Genomic DNA, 16,270 nt, shown 5'->3' with positions numbered 1-16,270 from the left:
GGATTTCGAAACGGCGGCGACCAACGCCCGGAAGGCTTCCAGCATGAAGCCCAACCCCGTCGCGCTGACTGCGGAGGAGTTGATGGGGATACTCAAGGAGGCGTGGTAGGGGAAACGAAAGATCACCAGCCGAAACCCGGAATTCTTGCGTGCTTCCGAAGCAAGGATGCCGTTCCGTATGACGAAAAAGCCATGCCGCCCCCATAATATAAAATCGGCGCATCTCCTCAGCCCACAGATATACGGACCACCCGGCAATTACGGGAAGCAACACCCTGCGGCGAACATCCCGGACGCCATCCCCCATCGTTCCGACAGTCCCGCCGTTCATGGACCCGCAGGCATCAGATCAGATCCGTTCCATTCCTTGCGGGATTCCTCCACAGCCATTCCCCGCTTTCCGGATCCCCGACAAGCCAAGTTTACCGGCGGATGAATACATCAGCCGGCACGATTCTTTATGGCCGGAGGATAATCTTATTTTACGACGGCGAAGTAAAAAACCGCGCAGATGCCGACGAAGAGAAAAAGCCAGACCCGGGCACCGGCGATGAACTTTTTCCACTCCTCTTTTTTAAACATAAGAAGACCGACAATGGCTTTTAAATTTACAATGATGATCGTCAGAAAAAGGCTGATAAATCCGAAGAGGAGAATCACACCCCAAGCGACGGCCGAGCGGATTTGTTCCAGCGGCGGATCCATGGCGCTTTTCATGTCCGGAATCGCGAAGACAGTGGTCTCGAAGACTCGAACCTCGTATCCATTGCAAAAAATAGGATCCATTCCCAGACGTGTGACGACCAAGTAATTGCAATTGGCATACTGGGTGAATGCACCTTTAATAATCAGCGGCAGCAAGAAGATCGCCAAGACCAGTAATATTCCAATCATGAGGATGGGAAGAATCCAGACCTTTAAAATCCCCGACCGGGAATTACCATCCGCCTGTTGAATGTTGCGGCCAAGGTTTGTCTTTGCGGCCATGTTTTCCTCCCATCGGTTTACCATAATATTTCAGGCGGATAAGCCGGAAAATGAACGGCCGCGGCACATTTCGTTTCCAACCCCTGCCGGTCGGCCGTGCCGGATATCATCCGCCATCGGGCGTGCATCCGGGGGCAACCCCCCGGCGCCGCAGCGTCCTCCGCCTCATCCCGCCGGCGCCGCTTCGTCCACGGCCGCCTCGAGCGCCGCCAGCCGGCCGGAGATCTCGTCCAACCCGGCGGAAACCCGCTCCAGGCGGTCTTCTTCTCCGCGGACGAAATTCCTATACGGAGCCATGGATTGCCGCAGCCGCTCGAGCCCGCGGCCGAGCTCGCTGCGGAAATTCTCCGCGAGCGCCGCCTCCAGCCGCGTGCGCAACGCTTCCATCTTTTTACGGAAGTCGCGCTTGGCGACGCCGCGCCGCCACGGGATGACCGCCAGCCCGACCACGCCCAACACACCCGCCGCCACCAGCCCGGTGGCGTCGGCCGCGGCCGTCGTGAGCAGAACCTTAAGCAAAAGGCCCAACCCGAGCGCACCCACCTCAACCAGCCCGGTCATGGCGACCGATTCCCGGACGGTCACCGTCAACCGCTCGCTCTCGACCGTCCGGTCGTATCCGCGGATAACTCCCTCGGCCTGCGCGCCGAGGCTCTCGAGGAGCTGGCGGCGGTTGTAGACAAATCCCCCGGCCGCATCCTGGGCCGCCTCATGCAGCGCCGAAGTCTCACGCCGCCGGCCCAGTTCGACCGCCGTCCGCCGCCATACGCCCAGCTCGCGCTCGACCAGCCAGTCGATGACCTCTTGGACGTGCAGTGAGACCTTCTCGGGCGTATCGGCCACGACCTCGTTCTCGAATGCGGCGCGCATCCGATCCCCATGCAGAAGCATCTCGCCGAGCTTCATCAGGCGCATGTGGTCGTCCAGGAAGGTTTCGCCGCGCAGGCTCATTTGCAAAAGGTCGTTTTCGATGCGGGCGCGGTGCCGCTCGAACTCGGCCTGCATATCGGCCTCGTACGCCGCCCACTGTTCTTCGGCCAGCCGCAGCGCCTGCGCATCCTCGGCCAGCATCTGCAGACGCCCGGCAGCTTTGGCCTGGTACTGGTCCGCCAGCTTGGCGGCCACGCCCAGCGGGCTGCGCAGCTTCAACTCCACCAGATGGGCCTGCGTCAGTGTGTCGCGCAGATAATCCCGGAACCGGCGGAAGCCTTCGGCCGCGGGCGATTCCGGCGCCCGCAACCCGGCCCTGGCCGAGACCAGGAACAGCTCCGGATCGAAGTCGAGCAGGCGCCGCACCTGCGAGCGCACGAAGGTTTCGACCTCGCTCCGGGCCGCCTCGCCGTCGAGCACGTCGTCCTTGTTGATCACAACGACGACCTTCTTGCCCCATTGGCGGATGCCCTCCAGGAAGGCCCGTTCGCTCTCGGTGAACGGACGGTCGGCCGAGGTGACAAACAGGACCAGATCGCTGCGCGGGACGAAGTCGCGGGCGATGGCCTCGTGCCGCCGCAGGACCGCGTTCGTCCCGGGGGTGTCCACAATCCGCACCTGCCGCAGGAGCTCGGCCGGATAGCGCAGCAACCGTATGTCGTCCTGGAGGAATTCGGGCACGCCCGTCGGCCCGTGCGCCAGGACATAGACCCGGTCGGTCGTCGGCGTCGGCCCCTCCGGCAGGAACGACTCACCCAGCAGCGCGTTGATCAAGGCCGACTTGCCGCTGTTGAACTCGCCGACGACGACCAGCAGGAACAGTTCATCGAGCTGCTGCAAGGCGCGCCGCAGGTGTTCGAGATCAGCCGGCTCCGCCTCCCACCCCGACAGCACGTCGAAGGCACATTGCAAGACCGCCCGCTCCCCGGTCCAGATGCGCTTTTGCGCATCGTTCAACCACGCCGCAAAAGTCATCGTCGGTTCACCATTTTCCGTAATCCGGCATCCGCTCTGATCCTTCGCCGCTTTCATCCCGTTGCGGAACGCTTCGTGGAGCCCGATTCCGGCAAACGGATCCCCGATTTCCGGCCGCCTTACCGGCGGACGGATTCACCCCGCCCGCCGGTATCCGCGCGGGCTCCCCGACAGGTCAACGGCGGTCCAGCATCGGGGCGCTTCCGCCCGTCCGCGGGCCGCCTTCCGCGTATCGCAAAACAACCCTCCGCACGCTGAAGCGGCGGCCGCAAAGAGCAAGCGCGGACCCCGGAGGGCTAAGAACCCCGGCCCGGGGCAGCTTCCCGGGGTCCGTGCTTGCGAACTTGCTAGAGATACTTAACGAGTGTCGCAATCAGCATCAAGATGAGGCCGGCCAGGGCCAGCCAGAAGGCATACGGGCTCAAGGCGGCTATGGTGCCCAGGAAGCCGAGCAGCCCAAGCACGCCAAGAATAAGAGCGGCCCACCACGTAATGAGTTTCGGAGCACTGGGTTTCATTGTCGCATCTCCTTTGTATCGGGTGCAACGTTTTCCGGGATCCGACGGTCGGCCCGGGTGAATCAGAATCCGTGTTTTCGGCTAATGCGCCCGGCAGGACAAACACGGTCGCCACCCCCAGAAGGAAACCGAAGTTGTACCGCTTCCCCCGTTGTGCCCTTCGTGCATCTGCGCGCCGGGATTAAAGAAGGACACCACGAGCGTCACCGGAGAGACGACCCGAGGCTGGATTCCCAGCCCGATACGACACCCGCGGGGTTGCCGTGCGCATCGGGGGTGTTGGCCTGCGGGTTCTGTCCCGGCGCATAGACTGGAATGCTTACGCCGGGGACGACGATCTCACCGCCGGGGCCGGCGTATCCAGTTTGACAATCGCGCCGGAGGCGCAACCGGCGGCCGTTGCCAGCGCCACAGCGAGAAAAACCAGATTAAAACATCAACTCTTTCCCACTCATTCGGCCAGCATTCATGCGGTTTGCTGCAAATTCCTTTGTTACTTGCCGCCGGATTTCGAAATTTTCTTCAGCATCACGCCGGTTTTTTCCGGCCTGTCGCCGCGTGTCGCTACATCCGCCTGGGCAACAATTCCCAGGATTCTGTATTCGTTGTCTACGACGGGAATACGGCGCAATTGATGCCTGGACATCGCATTCATCGCTTTCTGCAAATCCTCTTCCGCGCGGCAGGTCACCAGCTTGCGGGTCATCACCGCTTCCAACTTCGTGGATTTGGCATTCCGCCCTTTGGCCACGACTTTCAACGCCAGGTCCCGATCGGTTACGATGCCGACCAACGCCTGAGACTTCTTGTTTTCGACCACGGGAATCGAACCGATGTTTTTGCGTTTCATCCATTGCGCCGCTTTTGCCGCTGTGTCTTTTGGCAGGCAGCAAACGGGGTTTTTCGTCATCACCTCATAACATTTCTTCATGATATTCTCCTCTTGCGGGATGGAAACACAGCCTTTCCTGCAAAATGCGGAGAGGCAGCCTGTCCGGCCGCCTCTCCGCATTTCCTTACGGCGCTAGAGATTGACAATCCCAAGCAGCTGCAGGATGACGAGGATGACGACGATCACGATCAGAATGTGGATCCAACTTCCGACTTTCGGGAACTTCGTGCTCATTCTTCCGCCCAAGAAGCCAAGCAGCCACAGAATTACGAGAATGACGATGATGGTCCACAACATGGGATTCCTCCTTTTGAGTGATCGAGCGAGGGGCGCCGGCCAAATTCACCCGGCGGCACGCGAACTAGCGGCCGATCAGAATGAAGATGCCGGCCGCGATGGCGAGGATCGCCAGGATGGCACCGACGCCGCCGATGCCGAGTAGCGTCACCAGACCCCAGGCGATGAGGAAGATGGCCAGCAAGAGCATACCTATGTTACGGGTGATATGCATACGGTCTCCTTTCCATCCGAAATGGGTGGCAGGTTCGATGCCGAAAGCATCCGCCCGCCGCCGGGGCGTATGTGGAGAACAACCTCAGGAAACATGAACCGTCATATTACCGGCCGTTCTCGCTCCGGTAACTGTGTTGCTCTGCGCGGAGGATTGTTTGGCCATTCCGTCCGTGCGATCTCGCCAATGGAAGTCATGCCGCCGGATTTTGGCGCGCACCAGTTTTACAGTTTTAGCGGCAAACAGCAGAATCGTCGCTACTCCCGCCATGCCGCCGATCATCAGACCGAATAGAACATTCCTCGTGTTTTGGTTACCCATCGCATACTCCTCGAAAAGGTTTCCCCACTGTCGCCCACCTCGCCCCCAAGGCTCTCAACGCACCTTGTTGTCCGCACCGAATTCTCCGTGGATCCATCCGTCACGCACCCCGCCGGCGGATATGAATCCCGGCCTTGATTCGGTCTGCATCCGTGAGCGAAAACCATTCGACCAGGCGCCGGATGATTCTCCGCAAGGTCTGCGCGACGGCCGAATAAAGGCTCGGCCGGTTTGGTTCCGATCGACAACCATCCTTTGAAATGTCCATGTTGTTTCCTGTTTATGGTTGCGTATGTTGATCGGTGGTCGTCGTGGGTGATTACACGGAAGAGCGCGTATCGGCCGGATTAGATCCGGCGTCGGACGAGATGCACAATCGCGATCACGATAATGGCGCCCAGCAGAGTGACCAGCATGGTCGGAACGTTGATCGCGTCGTTGATCGTCCCGATCCCGAAGATGGGGCTGAGGAAGTAACCGGCCAGGAAGGCGCCCAGGATGGCGACGAGGATGTTGATCAAGAGGCTCGCCCGGTCGCGCATGATTTCACTCGCCAGCCAGCCGATCACGGCGGCAACGATCAGGTAAATTACGATGTTGGTGATGTTCATTCTTCTCTCCATTTTGGGTATGTTGGGATTGCATGGATTTTGTCGCTTTTTTCATCCTTACGCTTTCTCACTCCGGGTGTCGGATCCCCCTGATCGTCCAGAATGTCCAAACCATTCTGCGAAGCCGTTTTTATCGGCTCTTCCGGCAGGCTCGGTTACGTTATTTTACGGAAACGCCGGCGACCGCCATTCTCAGGCGTTCGGCCACGCGCTCGGGGGTCTCGCCTTTGCTGATGAACGCATCGGCGCCGGCGGAGAGCGCGGCCTGCTGGCGGGCGTCCAGATGGCTGATCAGGACGATGACCAGCGCGGCCGGGCAGGCCTTGCGGAGCTCTTGCAGCGCCGCCGTCGGCGAGCGTGGGAGCAAACTCCAATCCACCAGCAGCATGTCGGCGCGGCGGCTCGGCGCCTGAACGATGGTGGTCGCCCAATCGGCCGCTTCGCCGATGACCTCCATGTTCAAGTCCTGGAGCAGCAGGCGGAGGGCGGAGCGCTCTTCGTGGTTAGCATCGGATAGATATACGCGGGCCATACTTTCATCCTATACCAGATACTCCCCGGCCGCATCCAACGGCCGGGGAGTATTGATCTCCGCCACTTGGCGGAGATCCAAAGAGAAGGGTTCTCCGCTTATTGCCGGGCCCAGAGGTTTGCAGGGTATCCGGACCCCTCACGCGGGACCGGCATCCTTCGTCCGCCCCCAGCCCTTCCGCCGCCGGCGATCCGCATATTTGGGATCCGGCCAGGCTAGCGATGGAATGAAGTCCGAGAATTCAACCGGCATGATCAGGCCGTGACGCTCCGGACGGGACCGGCCGAATTCAACCTCCCGGCCGCAATTCCCGCAAGTGAAAAAAAATCGTCGTTTTCGCGGTTGGTTTCCGGCTCGTTGATTTCATATTCTTCAGGTCCGGAAGAAGAGTCGTCCACCGCATACGCGCCCGGATCGCCGCGATGGACTTCGTCGTCCTCGTTTTTCCCGATCTTCTCTTTAGTCCGGCATTCCCCGTGGTGATTTCCGCGGAGCGGCCACCATTCGTGCCAGCGTTTACCGCTGGTTCCAGCCAGGATGCCCCACACATAAGTGACAATCAGGCTGTGGCCGCCGTAGGAAGAACGGGAAAATTGTGTGCAGGCTCGGCGTTCATCTATGCGCTCCATCCGATCCCCGGCAACAGGGGATTTAGGGCGCGGTTTTTCCTATGGGCTCGTTCTATTTCAAGCCAAAAAGCGCTCAATCCGCCGCGCCCACCCGGTTGCGCCCATTACGCTTGGCGCGGTACAGCGATTGATCGGCGGCCCGCAAGACGGCCGCGCTGGTGGATCCGTCCTCGGGGAAGACCGCGACACCCAGCGAAAGCGTGATAATTTCAAGCTGCCTCCCCTCATATGGAATGTTGAGATGGCGGGCATTCCCGCGAATGCGGTCGGCCCGCTCCCGGGTAACCTCCCGGGAGGCGTCCGGCATGACGAGGATGAATTCGTCGCCTCCATAACGGGCCGGGATATCCTCCCCGCGGACCTGCTCGAGCAGCATCTCGCCCAGCCGGCGCAGAATGGCGTCGCCCGCGGCATGGCCGTAAACATCGTTGAACCGCTTGAAATCGTCCACATCCAGCATGATGACACCGAGGGAAAGCTCCCGCCGGGAGGCCCGCCGCAGCTCCCGTTCGAAGGTCTCTTCCAGATACCGCCGGTTGAATAGACCGGTCAGATGGTCCCGGACGGATTGCTCGCGCAGGAGCGCTTCGCTCCGAAGCAGGGCATCCTGCGCGTATTTGCGCTCCGTGATATCCCGTATATTGCATTGAATGACCTTCTTGCCGCCCTCCCAATAGACGTTGCTGACGAATTCCACCGGAATAAGCTTTCCGTCTTTTGCCCTCAGGGGCAAATCCTTGTAGCGGATGTATTCATCATGCTGCAACGCCTGGAAGGCATCCTGACTGGCCTTGATATCCTTGAACGCGCCCACTTCCCAGAGCTTTTTTTCGATAAATTCGGCGCGGGAGAATCCCAGTAAATTGATCAGGAACGGATTGACATCCGTGATCGCTCCCGTCTCGGCATCGAGGAGCAATATCCCGTCCTGGGCCGCTTCAAACAGGCGGCGGTAACGCAACTCCGAAGTGCGCAGGGGACGCTCGGTCATCGTTTCTTGGTTATGAGTTGCGGCTTTCATGCGAGATTCGGAACCTTTCCGGATGTATTCCATCAGCCGCCCAAAACCCGCGGATAAAGACTCCCTCAAATATTAGTATAAAATAAAGCTCCCCCGGCGCATCCAACAGCCGGGGAGTTTTTTTCTCCGCCACTTAGGGGAGAATACCGCACTTTCTCTTGTTGTGCGTGAGCCCTCCGCCCTCCGGGGAGGCGCGGGCGGATTTCCCCCGGGGTTGGCCGGCATCCCCGCCCCACGTTGAAACTCCACCGGCGCCGGGGACCGGATGAGCCGGCGGTCAATCCCTCAGGATGAAGGTGATCTTCAACTGAACCCGGTATTCCGTGATTTGACCCTCGTCGTTTATCTGGACCTGCTGGTTCTCCACCCACGCGGATTTGAGGTTCGTGAGCGTCTTATGGGCGCGCGCGACGCCCAACCGGACGGCATCATCGAAGCTCTTTGTGGAAGACGCGATGATTTCCGTTACTTTTGCGATGGACATGGAAAGCTCCTTCTGCCTGGTTGTAAACCGACTTCGGGCTGTCATCAGGTTCCGGCAAAAAAGTATGTTCCCAGTATAGTGCAGCCGTTCCCCGGCGGCATCCATCGACCGCCGGATGTTTCTCTCCGCCACTTGGGGGGGGGAAAAGCGGACGGTCAGGTGACGAGCCCGTGGCGCAAAGCCAGGGCCACGGCTTCGGTGCGGCTGGAGGCGTCGAGCTTGGCAAGGATATTGCTGACGTGGGATTTGATCGTGGACGGGCTCACGCCCAATTTTTCGGCGATTTGCGTATTGTTCAAACCCTCGACCATCAGGGCCAGGACCTCACACTCGCGATCCGTCAGGTCGAGACCGGGTTTGGGAGGCTGGCCGGCGGCATGAACCATGACCTCGGCGACGTCGGGCGAGAGGGTGGCGCGCCCGGCGGATGCGGCACGGATCGCCCGGGCCAGCTCTTCGGCCGACACGTCTTTAAGGAGATAACCGATGGCTCCGGCCTGCAGCGCGCTTTGGACCAGGATCTCCTCCTTGAAACTTGTCAGCGCGATCACTTGAATCGATTCCGACTGCTTGCGGATGATCCGCGTCGCAGTCGCCCCATCCATATCCGACATGACCATGTCCATTAATACGACATCCGGCCGGACCTGGGCGCATAACCGGACGGCCTCCTGCCCGCCGGAGGCCTCGCCCGCCAATTCCAGATCATCGAAGGCCTTCAGGAAAGTCGCCAGCCCGCGGCGGACCATCGGGTGGTCGTCGACGACCAGGACGCGGATGCGCGGGGCGGGAGACGCCGTCATAGTGCCTCGCGTTTCGGCGTTCCGTGCCAACGCAGGATGATTTCGGTTCCCTGACCCGGCCGGCTGGCAAGGGTCAATCCGGCCTTCACCGCTTCGGCGCGCTCGCGCATCATGCCCAGCCCGTAATGACCGGAAGGCGCCGGTTCGGAAGCGGTGAACCCGCAGCCATTGTCGCGAATGTGCAATTCCAGCCCTTCCGTATCGCGGGATAAATCGATTTCCACCCGGCTGGCTTCGGCGTGTTTGGCGATATTGTTCAACGCTTCCTGGCAGATGCGGTAGAACGCCACCTGGGTTTCAGCGGGCAGGCTGCCTTCGCCGCTTATGCTCAAGGCCACCGGGATGTTGGTCCGCCCGGTAAAGGCGTTGCTCAGCAGGCGCAGCAAATCGCCAAGCTCCGCGTCGGTCAATGTGCTGGGGCGCAGTTCGGCCAGCAGCGCACGCATCTCGGCCAGCGCGCCGCGCGTCAGCCGACGCAGGTCTTCCAGCGAGCGGCGCGCCTCCTCCGGATCCCGCTCCCACAGGCGCGGCAGCACTTCGGCGATCAGCCCGGCGGAAAAAAGGGATTGGTTGACGGCGTCGTGCAGGTTTTGCGCCAGGCGCTGGCGTTCCTCCAGCATAGCCCGCTCGCGGGCGTGTTCGTATAAGTCCGCGTTGACCATGTCGGCGGCCACCTGGTTGGCGACGGTCAGCGCCAGCGTGGCATGGTGCGCCGTGAAGAAATCCTGCCTTTCGTGCGCAATGCCCACCCCCGCGATCACGCGGCTCTTCACGGCGATGGGGATCCACATCCATGAACGCATTCCTGCCAGGAACATACCGGCATGATCCCCCAGCATCGACCGCAGGGACTGCGCCGCCGGATCAGCCCCCGCCACGTCGGCGATCCGGATCGGATGGATTTCGTTGAACAGGGCGGGGAGCGTCTCCAGATCATTGATCCGGATCCGAATGGGAGCCGTCTGCGGGAGCGGCTGCGGACCGCGCACGGCCTTGACAACCAAGTCCGGGTCCTCCGGCATAAAGAATCCGGCCCGGGTGAATTCGATGATTTTGCGAAATTGATCGAGGATCACTCCGGGTTGGAATTCCAGGGCGGATGCCAGAGTCCGGGAGACCTCCAGCAGCATGGATTGTTCGTGCGCGTGGGCTTCCACCCGCTGGTGCAGAAGCTGTTCCGCCTGGACCCGCCGGTCGACATCCCGGACGACGCTCAGCAGGCATGGTCGATCCCGATAGGTAATGGCTGTCCGGCGCACCTCGGCGCAGAACAAAGAGGCATCCCGGCGGATGTGGACCGCCTGCGCGTCCGTCATCTTGTCCGGTTTTGCGGCCTCGGCATCCGCCATGTACGGGCGCCGGCTGTCCGGGTGGAGGTAGGCCGCCGGGAGGAGCCCGATGAATTCCCCGCGCGCATAGCCGTGCATCGCCGCCGCCGCGGGGTTGGCCTCGACCACGCGCCCCGTTTCCAAATCGTTGATGATCAGTCCGTCGCCGGCGGTTTCGAAGATTTTCCGATAAATGTCGGGTGGATCGGCCATAGGGATAGTATATCCCAATGCCGCAGGATATTCTATTTTGAATGTTGCGTATCCGCTCAGCCCAAGGCAGATTCCTGTGCGCCGCACAGCCGAATGGGACCAAAACACCGGAAAAACACATACCCCTTTTCCTGCATACTCTTTCGCCTTTTTTAATCAGGCATGAAGGTTCGGCGGTTCGGTCTTCTTCGGCGCTTTCCGGATTCGTTTTTCACCGTCCCCAGCAGATGCTCTTCTTTGCCAATCGCCCCTGAACCGGTTCTTGGCCCAAGGTCGCCGAGCCGGCCCGCACCGGCGCCCGGCATCATGCAGCCGCGCGCCGGTCTGATGCCCTCGCAGAGAATTCCAATTTTTCCTTTCCGCGTTCCACGCGGATGGTCTCGCCTTCATGGAACTCGCCGCCCAGGATCCTGACCGCCAGCGGGTTCTGCAGTTCGCGCTGGATGGCCCGCTTAAGGGGGCGGGCGCCGTAATCGGCATCGTAGCCAACCTCGGCCAGGTAGGCGCGCGCCTCCGGGCTGATGACCAGCCGATAACCGCGCTCCGCCAGCAATGCGGAAACATTCCGGAGCTGGATGTCCACGACCTGGATCAGGTCCTCCCGGCTGAGCGAATGGAAGATGACGATCTCGTCGATGCGGTTCAGGAACTCGGGCCGGAAATGCTCCTGCAGGGCATGCGTGACCGTATCGCGGGTCACGCCGCCCGCCTTTCCGCCCAGCCACAGTTCGCCTCCAAGGTTGGAGGTCATGACGACCAATGTGTTGCGAAAATCCACCGTGCGGCCCTGACCATCCGTCAGGCGGCCGTCATCCAGCAATTGCAGCAGCACGTTGAACACATCCGGGTGGGCCTTCTCGATTTCATCGAACAGGACCACGCTGTACGGGCGGCGGCGAACCGATTCGGTCAACTGGCCGCCCTCCTCGTAGCCGATATATCCCGGCGGCGCTCCGATCAGACGGCTGACGGTGTGTTTCTCCTGGTATTCGCTCATATCGATCCGGATCATGGCCCGTTCATCGTCGAACATGAATTCGGCCAGGGCGCGCGCCAGTTCGGTCTTGCCCACACCGGTCGGGCCCAGGAAGATGAATGAACCCAGCGGCCGGTTTGAATCTTGCAGGCCGGCCCGGGCCCGGCGCAGGGCATTGGAGACGGCCTGCAGGGCATCCTCCTGTCCGACCACCCTTTCGCGCAGCCGGTCTTCCATGTGCAGGAGTTTCTGGGTCTCGCCTTCCAGGAGCTTTGCAACCGGGATGTGGGTCCAGCGGGAGACGATCTGGGCAATCTCCTCGGCGTCCACTTCTTCTTTTAATAAAGCGCCTCCCCGGGCCTGCAATTCCTTCATCCGGCGTTCGCCGTCGGCCAGTTCCTTTTCCAGCTCCCGCAGGGTCCCATACCGCAGACGGGCGACCTTTTCCAGGTCCGCCTGCCGTTCGGCGCGTTCGATCTCCTGGCGGGTCTGTTCGATCTTCTCTTTGGCCGTGCGCAGTTCGGCGATGGCCTGTTTTTCGGCCTGCCAGCGGGCCTGAAGTTCGTGCGACCTTTCCTTCAGGTCGGCCAGTTCTTTTTCGATGGTCTCTAGCCGCTCCTTCGAGGCCTTGTCCTTCTCTTGTTTAAGCGCCTGGCGTTCTATCTCGAACTGCATGGTCTGCCGGTCCACTTCGTCCAGCGCCTGCGGTTTGGAATCGATCTCTGTGCGCAGCCGCGCGGCAGCCTCGTCGATCAGGTCGATGGCCTTGTCGGGCAGGAAGCGGTCGCTGATATAGCGCTGCGAGAGCATGGCGGCCGCGAGCACCGCGGCATCGGTGATCCGTACGCCGTGGTGGACCTCGTAGCGTTCCTTGAGGCCGCGCAGGATGCTGATCGTGTCCTCCACGGACGGCTCTTCCACCATCACCGGCTGGAAGCGGCGCTCCAGAGCCGGATCCTTCTCGATATGTTTGTGGTACTCGTCCAGCGTGGTCGCGCCGATCAGGTGCAGCTCCCCGCGCGCCAGCATGGGCTTCAGCATGTTACTGGCGTCCATGGCGCCCTCAGCCGCGCCGGCGCCGACGACCGTGTGCATTTCATCCAGAAACAGGATAATTTCCCCTTCCGATTCCGTGATCTCCTTCAATACGGCTTTCAAGCGTTCTTCGAATTCGCCGCGGTACTTGGCCCCCGCCACCAGGGCGCCCATATCCAGCTGAACCAGGCGCTTGTGCTTGAGCCCCTCGGGCACATCCCCGTTGACGATGCGCTGGGCCAGCCCCTCGACGATGGCGGTCTTCCCGACGCCCGGTTCGCCGATCAGGGCCGGATTGTTCTTGGTGCGGCGGGACAGGATTTGTATCGTACGACGGATCTCCTCATCGCGCCCGATCACCGGGTCGAGCTTGACCTGGCGGGCCATTGCCGTCAGGTCTCGGCCGTATTTTTCCAGCGGCTGGAAGGTTCCTTCGGGATTCTGCGTGGCGACGCGCTGGGCGCCGCGGACCTGTTTTAAGGCGGTCAGGATGGCTTCCTTGGTCAGGCCGAATTGAACCAAACGTTTGCCTTCCGCACTGTCCGTCAGACCCAGCAACATGTGCTCGGTGGAGACATAATCATCCTGCATGCCCTTGGCGTAGCGTTCGGCGGCAGCCAGGGCTTCCGCCGTTTGGCCCGATAGGCCGACGTCCAGGCTGTCCCCTTGGATCTTCGGCCTTTTCTCGAGCTCGTTGCTCAGTTCTTTCCGGATGGCTTGCGTCCCGCCGGATACTTTGGTGAGGACCGCCTGGACGATCCCATCCTCCTGTTGAACGAGCGCCAACAGCAAGTGGATGGGCTCAATAACTTGATGCTGAAATTCCTGCGCCAGGTGCTGGGCGGCGAGCAGGGCCTCCTGGGATTTTTGCGTATACTTATCGAGGTTCATGGAAACCTCCGGAAAGGATAGGAATGGAAATATCCGGCAACCCGCAGGAGAAGTTGGTTCCGTTGCCGGATGGCTCTCTGCCGGATATCCGGGGCTTCGCGCGGCAGGTTAAACCCAGCCAGGCCGTTTTTTCGCCGCGCGGGAAACAAGCTTGCGGATCAGTTGGTGCATACTTATGCATGGTCTTTTCCTTTTACCCGCCGACCGGCTGTTTTCATTCCTGGAATTCCAGTTCGATCCAAGCGGCCTCGCAATAATCTTCCTGGTAACGAAGGAGACGCAACTGCTGGCTGGCATACTGGGCGGTTAGTTCAGCTTCCATTTGGCGAATCCGAGCCTGTAATTCCATAACCCGGCTGCGCAGACGCAGGATCGCCTCGGCGGCGGCCTCGTCGACACCCAGGTCATCCTGTAATCGGCGCTGGCAGCGGGATTCAAAACCTTCGGATTGGCCGTACCAATAACTTTCCGCGGATGTTTTTTCAGGACTCATGCCCTCACCTCATTTCGGATGCCGTTATGAACGGCCCGGCCTGGAGGAGGCCAACGCGCGGATGCTGTCGACTTCCCGATCGGTAAGCGGATCAGGCAGCACCAGCCGGACCCGAGCATACAGATCGCCGCGCTTGTCGGGGTCGCCCAGGCGGGGCATCCCTTTTCCGCGCAAGCGGAAACTCCGCCCGGCGTTGGTGCGGGGCGGGATCTTCAGGATCAGCGGCCGCTCCAGGGAGGGAACGCGGATTTCCCCTCCGGCGACAGCGGTGAAGATATCGACCGGCGCCTCGAGATGCAAGTTGTCCCCTTCGCGCTCGAAGGTGGGATGGGGCAGAAGCCGCACAAGCAAATACAGATCCCCGGCCGGACCGCCATTTTGGCCCGGCTCCCCCTGACCGGCCAGGCGGACTCGCGATCCGGTGCGCACACCCCGTGGAATACCGGCTTTAATGCGGTGCCCATCCATCTCCAACAGGCGATCGGTGCCATGAAAAGCCTCTTCCAGGGTCAGTTCGACTTCGTACCCGACATCCCGTCCGCGGCGCGGGCCGGGGGAAGCGCCTCGCCGGCCGTCTCCGCCGCTGCTGCGCGCCCGGCCAAAGATGTTGGTGAAGAAGTCGGAATACGGCGATGCGCTTCCAAAGAGGTCTTCCAGGTCTTCGGGGGTGGCGTAGTGGACGCGCACCCCGTTCTCGGCCTGGGCCGACCAGGTTTGCCAGTCGAAATCCTCCGGGCGGCCGCCCGTCTGCTGCCAGCGCAGGTATTGGGCCCGCAACGCATCGTACTTCTTGCGCTGTTCGGCGTCCGACAGAACCTGGTACGCCTCATTGATCGTCTTGAATTTCTCTTCCGCTTCTTTATCCCCCGGGTTTACATCCGGGTGAACCTCGCGGGCCAACCGGCGATAGGCCTGCTGGACGGCCTTGTTTTCGGCAGTCGGCGGCACGCCCAGTATTCCATAATAATCCTTATAATCCATCGGGCACCGTCTCACTCATCTTCTTGTTCATGATCCGACTCGTCGTCATTTCCGGATTGCCATCTTTTCTCCGCAACCTCAATTTCCTCCCCCATATGCACATCGCAGGCAGCCAGCGGCCGCCTTTCATCCGGCAGGCAGCGGCCGCCTGGGCTCGTCGCGGTCCAACCCACCAGCCTGCCGTCCGGGTCATGCACGGCCAGAATGTCGATTGTCCGGGCAGATACGATGCCGCCGCGCCGTTCGACCATGAAATGATTTTCCGACTTCATCATGACCGGACATCATTTATTTGAAGCCCATCCTTCTTCTCCCGGGTATCCCATCGCCCGGATTCCAGCCGGATGATTCAGGGAAGGAAGCCGCAACAACGCAACGGGAAACACTCCTCCGCCGCGACTGCGCCGTGACCGGGCGAATTCGACACGCGGGAGACGGCCTGCCGATGACCGCCGCAGGGTATCCAGGCAATCTCCCGAGGTCGGTTATTCTTCGTCGCGGCGTTTCTTCAACCATCCCAACCGGGTCCAGCCATCCCGGTGGAAACGAGAGTATGACGGCGCATTAATAATTCCGCAGTCGTTTACGGCGTTCACGAACTTGCTGTTCCACGGCATCCAAAGCGCCGTTCAGTGCGGACTGCAACTGCTCGCCTTTTTCCGTGGCTGCGATGGGATCTGATCCCATATACACGACAATCGTTACTTCGTAGATGTGCGCCGTCCGATGCTCTTTGGCGGGCTGTTTAAAGTTAACCATCCCGCCCGAAATATCGGTATGCCCTTCCGCCAACTTGCTCAGCCGATCCGCCGCCAGGGTGTAGTATTTGTTTTCGCTTTTCTTCACTTCATCAATTTCATTATTAAACTCAATTGGGAAGTTATCTCCGTCCATTATTCACACTCCGTACCTGCTCAGGCTGTCTACTCCCATGGGAAAAAACTCAAAAAAGACCTGCCGATGTTCTTGTTTTTTTGTCATCCCGGCGCGGCACCCCCGCGCCTGCCCCCGCGCCCGCCCTCGCGCCTGCCCTCGCGCCTGCCCTCGCGAAGCGGGGGAAGCGGGGGAAGCGGGGTTCGAAGCCGGGATCCAGTGATTTTTGATAATTCAATGGATGCCGGCTAAAATCACCCCCGGCG

The 16,270-nt window shown here is 60.8% G+C and carries 19 protein-coding genes; all 19 read right to left on the bottom strand.

Annotation, left to right across the window (positions count from 1 at the left end; all coding sequences use genetic code 11):
* Positions 1 to 477 precede the first annotated feature (477 nt).
* Entirely contained in the window at positions 478 to 987 is a 510-nt protein-coding gene (locus JW929_04735; protein ID MBN1438698.1) for a hypothetical protein, read from the bottom strand.
* A gap of 165 nt (positions 988 to 1,152) precedes the next feature.
* Positions 1,153 to 2,892, bottom strand: coding sequence for a dynamin family protein (locus JW929_04730; GenBank protein ID MBN1438697.1), 1,740 nt, complete (start codon positions 2,890 to 2,892; stop codon positions 1,153 to 1,155).
* Positions 2,893 to 3,239: 347 nt separating this feature from the next.
* Positions 3,240 to 3,410: a hypothetical protein gene (locus JW929_04725; protein ID MBN1438696.1), complete on the bottom strand. Its 171-nt coding sequence runs from the start codon at positions 3,408 to 3,410 to the stop codon at positions 3,240 to 3,242.
* 493 nt (positions 3,411 to 3,903) lie between these two features.
* Positions 3,904 to 4,341: a CBS domain-containing protein gene (locus tag JW929_04720; protein MBN1438695.1), complete on the bottom strand. Its 438-nt coding sequence runs from the start codon at positions 4,339 to 4,341 to the stop codon at positions 3,904 to 3,906.
* 93 nt (positions 4,342 to 4,434) lie between these two features.
* Complete coding sequence (locus tag JW929_04715) at positions 4,435 to 4,599, bottom strand: lmo0937 family membrane protein (protein ID MBN1438694.1); 165 nt, start codon at positions 4,597 to 4,599, stop codon at positions 4,435 to 4,437.
* 64 nt (positions 4,600 to 4,663) lie between these two features.
* Positions 4,664 to 4,813: a hypothetical protein gene (locus JW929_04710; GenBank protein MBN1438693.1), complete on the bottom strand. Its 150-nt coding sequence runs from the start codon at positions 4,811 to 4,813 to the stop codon at positions 4,664 to 4,666.
* 84 nt (positions 4,814 to 4,897) lie between these two features.
* Positions 4,898 to 5,134, bottom strand: a complete 237-nt coding sequence (locus JW929_04705) for a hypothetical protein (protein MBN1438692.1) — start codon at positions 5,132 to 5,134, stop codon at positions 4,898 to 4,900.
* 347 nt (positions 5,135 to 5,481) lie between these two features.
* Positions 5,482 to 5,745: a GlsB/YeaQ/YmgE family stress response membrane protein gene (locus JW929_04700; GenBank protein ID MBN1438691.1), complete on the bottom strand. Its 264-nt coding sequence runs from the start codon at positions 5,743 to 5,745 to the stop codon at positions 5,482 to 5,484.
* 160 nt (positions 5,746 to 5,905) lie between these two features.
* Entirely contained in the window at positions 5,906 to 6,277 is a 372-nt protein-coding gene (locus JW929_04695; GenBank protein ID MBN1438690.1) for a response regulator transcription factor, read from the bottom strand.
* A 254-nt stretch (positions 6,278 to 6,531) separates the two neighbouring features.
* The gene (locus JW929_04690; protein MBN1438689.1) at positions 6,532 to 6,906 is read right to left on the bottom strand and encodes a hypothetical protein; all 375 of its coding nucleotides are present in this window, start codon (positions 6,904 to 6,906) and stop codon (positions 6,532 to 6,534) included.
* Between the two features lie 73 nt (positions 6,907 to 6,979).
* A complete protein-coding gene (locus tag JW929_04685) occupies positions 6,980 to 7,897 on the bottom strand; it encodes a GGDEF domain-containing protein (GenBank protein ID MBN1438688.1) in 918 nt (305 codons plus the stop codon).
* A gap of 307 nt (positions 7,898 to 8,204) precedes the next feature.
* Positions 8,205 to 8,411, bottom strand: coding sequence for a dodecin domain-containing protein (locus JW929_04680; protein MBN1438687.1), 207 nt, complete (start codon positions 8,409 to 8,411; stop codon positions 8,205 to 8,207).
* Between the two features lie 155 nt (positions 8,412 to 8,566).
* Complete coding sequence (locus JW929_04675) at positions 8,567 to 9,214, bottom strand: response regulator transcription factor (protein ID MBN1438686.1); 648 nt, start codon at positions 9,212 to 9,214, stop codon at positions 8,567 to 8,569.
* Positions 9,211 to 10,755, bottom strand: coding sequence for a PAS domain S-box protein (locus JW929_04670; protein MBN1438685.1), 1,545 nt, complete (start codon positions 10,753 to 10,755; stop codon positions 9,211 to 9,213). The genes JW929_04675 and JW929_04670 overlap by 4 nt, the downstream gene beginning before the upstream one ends.
* Before the next feature lie 304 nt (positions 10,756 to 11,059).
* Positions 11,060 to 13,657 (bottom strand): ATP-dependent chaperone ClpB, encoded by a 2,598-nt coding sequence (gene clpB, locus JW929_04665; GenBank protein MBN1438684.1) that lies wholly within the window; start codon positions 13,655 to 13,657, stop codon positions 11,060 to 11,062.
* Positions 13,658 to 13,871: 214 nt separating this feature from the next.
* Positions 13,872 to 14,150, bottom strand: coding sequence for a hypothetical protein (locus tag JW929_04660; GenBank protein MBN1438683.1), 279 nt, complete (start codon positions 14,148 to 14,150; stop codon positions 13,872 to 13,874).
* A 24-nt stretch (positions 14,151 to 14,174) separates the two neighbouring features.
* Positions 14,175 to 15,131 (bottom strand): DnaJ domain-containing protein, encoded by a 957-nt coding sequence (locus JW929_04655; protein ID MBN1438682.1) that lies wholly within the window; start codon positions 15,129 to 15,131, stop codon positions 14,175 to 14,177.
* A gap of 11 nt (positions 15,132 to 15,142) precedes the next feature.
* Positions 15,143 to 15,406: a hypothetical protein gene (locus JW929_04650; protein ID MBN1438681.1), complete on the bottom strand. Its 264-nt coding sequence runs from the start codon at positions 15,404 to 15,406 to the stop codon at positions 15,143 to 15,145.
* Between the two features lie 289 nt (positions 15,407 to 15,695).
* Positions 15,696 to 16,025: an HPF/RaiA family ribosome-associated protein gene (locus tag JW929_04645; GenBank protein ID MBN1438680.1), complete on the bottom strand. Its 330-nt coding sequence runs from the start codon at positions 16,023 to 16,025 to the stop codon at positions 15,696 to 15,698.
* Positions 16,026 to 16,270 lie beyond the last annotated feature (245 nt).

It is taken from the genome of Anaerolineales bacterium (assembly GCA_016928575.1).
Lineage (GTDB): Bacteria > Chloroflexota > Anaerolineae > Anaerolineales > RBG-16-64-43 > JAFGKK01.
The sequence above is the reverse complement of the archived record's forward strand: the minus strand, read 5'-3'. Positions and strand labels throughout refer to the sequence as shown.

Coding starts and splice junctions, on each gene's coding strand:
- JW929_04735 (MBN1438698.1), bottom strand. CDS start 987: ATGGCCGCAAAGACAAACCTTGGCCGCAACATTCAACAGGCGGATGGT.
- JW929_04730 (MBN1438697.1), bottom strand. CDS start 2,892: ATGACTTTTGCGGCGTGGTTGAACGATGCGCAAAAGCGCATCTGGACC.
- JW929_04725 (MBN1438696.1), bottom strand. CDS start 3,410: ATGAAACCCAGTGCTCCGAAACTCATTACGTGGTGGGCCGCTCTTATT.
- JW929_04720 (MBN1438695.1), bottom strand. CDS start 4,341: ATGAAGAAATGTTATGAGGTGATGACGAAAAACCCCGTTTGCTGCCTG.
- JW929_04715 (MBN1438694.1), bottom strand. CDS start 4,599: ATGTTGTGGACCATCATCGTCATTCTCGTAATTCTGTGGCTGCTTGGC.
- JW929_04710 (MBN1438693.1), bottom strand. CDS start 4,813: ATGCATATCACCCGTAACATAGGTATGCTCTTGCTGGCCATCTTCCTC.
- JW929_04705 (MBN1438692.1), bottom strand. CDS start 5,134: ATGGGTAACCAAAACACGAGGAATGTTCTATTCGGTCTGATGATCGGC.
- JW929_04700 (MBN1438691.1), bottom strand. CDS start 5,745: ATGAACATCACCAACATCGTAATTTACCTGATCGTTGCCGCCGTGATC.
- JW929_04695 (MBN1438690.1), bottom strand. CDS start 6,277: ATGGCCCGCGTATATCTATCCGATGCTAACCACGAAGAGCGCTCCGCC.
- JW929_04690 (MBN1438689.1), bottom strand. CDS start 6,906: ATGGAGCGCATAGATGAACGCCGAGCCTGCACACAATTTTCCCGTTCT.
- JW929_04685 (MBN1438688.1), bottom strand. CDS start 7,897: ATGACCGAGCGTCCCCTGCGCACTTCGGAGTTGCGTTACCGCCGCCTG.
- JW929_04680 (MBN1438687.1), bottom strand. CDS start 8,411: ATGTCCATCGCAAAAGTAACGGAAATCATCGCGTCTTCCACAAAGAGC.
- JW929_04675 (MBN1438686.1), bottom strand. CDS start 9,214: ATGACGGCGTCTCCCGCCCCGCGCATCCGCGTCCTGGTCGTCGACGAC.
- JW929_04670 (MBN1438685.1), bottom strand. CDS start 10,755: ATGGCCGATCCACCCGACATTTATCGGAAAATCTTCGAAACCGCCGGC.
- clpB (MBN1438684.1), bottom strand. CDS start 13,657: ATGAACCTCGATAAGTATACGCAAAAATCCCAGGAGGCCCTGCTCGCC.
- JW929_04660 (MBN1438683.1), bottom strand. CDS start 14,150: ATGAGTCCTGAAAAAACATCCGCGGAAAGTTATTGGTACGGCCAATCC.
- JW929_04655 (MBN1438682.1), bottom strand. CDS start 15,131: ATGGATTATAAGGATTATTATGGAATACTGGGCGTGCCGCCGACTGCC.
- JW929_04650 (MBN1438681.1), bottom strand. CDS start 15,406: ATGATGAAGTCGGAAAATCATTTCATGGTCGAACGGCGCGGCGGCATC.
- JW929_04645 (MBN1438680.1), bottom strand. CDS start 16,025: ATGGACGGAGATAACTTCCCAATTGAGTTTAATAATGAAATTGATGAA.